Source organism: Rhizobium sp. BE258, assembly GCF_031457345.1.
Taxonomy (GTDB): domain Bacteria; phylum Pseudomonadota; class Alphaproteobacteria; order Rhizobiales; family Rhizobiaceae; genus Rhizobium.
Window position 1 is genome coordinate 1 of the sequence record NZ_JAVDWL010000015.1, and the last position, 2,500, is coordinate 2,500.

Genomic DNA, 2,500 nt, shown 5'->3' on the forward strand with positions numbered 1-2,500 from the left:
CGTCCGGAGCAAGGCTTTGCCTTGCCCGGGAGATGAGCATTGATCAATGAGAACGATCAAGCCAATCGAGCTATTAGTACCGGTAAGCTTCATGCGTTGCCGCACTTCCACACCCGGCCTATCAACGTGGTCGTCTTCCACGGCTCTGATAGGGAATACTCGTTTTCAGGTGGGTTTCCCGCTTAGATGCCTTCAGCGGTTATCCCGTCCATATGTAGCTACCCTGCTATGCCGTTGGCACGACAACAGGTCCACCAGAGATATGTCCATCCCGGTCCTCTCGTACTAGGGACAGATCCTGTCAATATTCCTACACCCACGGCAGATAGGGACCGAACTGTCTCACGACGTTCTGAACCCAGCTCACGTACCGCTTTAATTGGCGAACAGCCAAACCCTTGGGACCTGCTCCAGCCCCAGGATGCGATGAGCCGACATCGAGGTGCCAAACAACCCCGTCGATATGGACTCTTGGGGGTCATCAGCCTGTTATCCCCGGCGTACCTTTTATCCGTTGAGCGATGGCCCTTCCACGCGGGACCACCGGATCACTATGACCGACTTTCGTCTCTGCTCGACTTGTCAGTCTCGCAGTCAGGCGGGCTTATGCCATTGCACTCGACGACCGATTTCCGACCGGTCTGAGCCCACCATCGCGCGCCTCCGTTACTCTTTCGGAGGCGACCGCCCCAGTCAAACTACCCACCATACACTGTCCCGGATCCGGATAACGGACCGCGGTTAGACATCCATGACGATAAGGGTGGTATTTCAAGGATGGCTCCACAGAAACTGGCGTCCCTGCTTCAAAGCCTACCACCTATCCTACACATGCCGACACGAATGCCAGTGTAAAGCTATAGTAAAGGTGCACGGGGTCTTTCCGTCTGACCGCAGGAACCCCGCATCTTCACGGGGAATTCAATTTCACTGAGTCTATGTTGGAGACAGCGGGGAAGTCGTTACGCCATTCGTGCAGGTCGGAACTTACCCGACAAGGAATTTCGCTACCTTAGGACCGTTATAGTTACGGCCGCCGTTTACTGGGGCTTCGATTCAAAGCTTGCACCTCTCCTCTTAACCTTCCAGCACCGGGCAGGCGTCAGACCCTATACGTCGTCTTGCGACTTCGCAGAGCCCTGTGTTTTTGATAAACAGTCGCTACCCCCTGGTCTGTGCCACCCCAATATACTTGCGTAAATTGGGGTCACGCTTCTTCCGAAGTTACGCGTGCAATTTGCCGAGTTCCTTCAACATAGTTCTCTCAAGCGCCTTGGTATACTCTACCTGACCACCTGTGTCGGTTTCGGGTACGGTCTATACGGTGGAGCTATTTCCTGGAACCGCTTCCCTGCACCTTCAATCCAATAAGAAGATACAAGTTACGCAATCCGTCACTACCACCAGGCCCACGAATATTAACGTGGTTCCCATCGACTACGCGTGTCCGCCTCGTCTTAGGGGCCGGCTAACCCTGCTCAGATTAACTTTAAGCAGGAACCCTTGGTCTTTCGGCGAGGGAGTCTCTCACTCCCTTTATCGTTACTCATGTCAACATTCGCACTTCCGATATCTCCAGGGCCCCTCACAGGTACCCCTTCACAGACTTACGGAACGCTCCGCTACCACGTGCATTACTGCACATCCTCAGCTTCGGTGCATGGCTTCAGCCCCGTTACATTTTCGGCGCAAAGACCCTTATTTAGACCAGTGAGCTGTTACGCTTTCTTTAAATGATGGCTGCTTCTAAGCCAACATCCTGGTTGTTTTGGGATCCTCACATCCTTTCCCACTTAGCCATGACTTGGGGACCTTAGCTGGAGGTTAGGGTTGTTGCCCTTTTCACGACGGACGTTAGCACCCGCCGTGTGTCTGCCGAGTAGTACTCCCGGGTATTCGGAGTTTGGTTAGGATCAGTAAGACGGTGAGTCCCCATAGCCCATCCAGTGCTCTACCCCCCGGGGTATTCGCTCGACGCTCTACCTAAATAGATTTCGCGGAGAACCAGCTATTTCCGAGTTTGATTGGCCTTTCACCCCTAGCCACAAGTCATCCCAATCTATTGCAACAGATGCGGGTTCGGTCCTCCAGTTGGTGTTACCCAACCTTCAACCTGCTCATGGCTAGATCACTCGGTTTCGGGTCTAATGCAACAAACTCAATCGCCCTATTCAGACTCGCTTTCGCTTCGCCTACACCTACCGGCTTAAGCTTGCTTGTTACACTAAGTCGTTGACCCATTATACAAAAGGTACGCCGTCACCCTTGCGGGCTCCGACTGTTTGTAGGCATCCGGTTTCAGGTTCTATTTCACTCCCCTTGTCGGGGTGCTTTTCACCTTTCCCTCACGGTACTTGTTCGCTATCGGTCATGCACGAGTACTTAGGCTTGGAGAGTGGTCTCCCCATGTTCAGACAGGATTTCACGTGTCCCGCCCTACTCTAGGACAATCATGGTATCTACGCGTACGGGGCTATCACCCACTACGGCCAAGCTTTCC

At 53.4% G+C, this 2,500-nt stretch carries 1 rRNA gene (cut by a window edge); it reads right to left on the reverse strand.

Features of this window, described 5'->3' with window-relative positions:
* Window positions 1-52: 52 nt before the first annotated feature.
* Window positions 53-2,500: ribosomal RNA gene (locus J2X43_RS30980) — 23S ribosomal RNA — on the reverse strand; it runs 353 nt beyond the window's last position.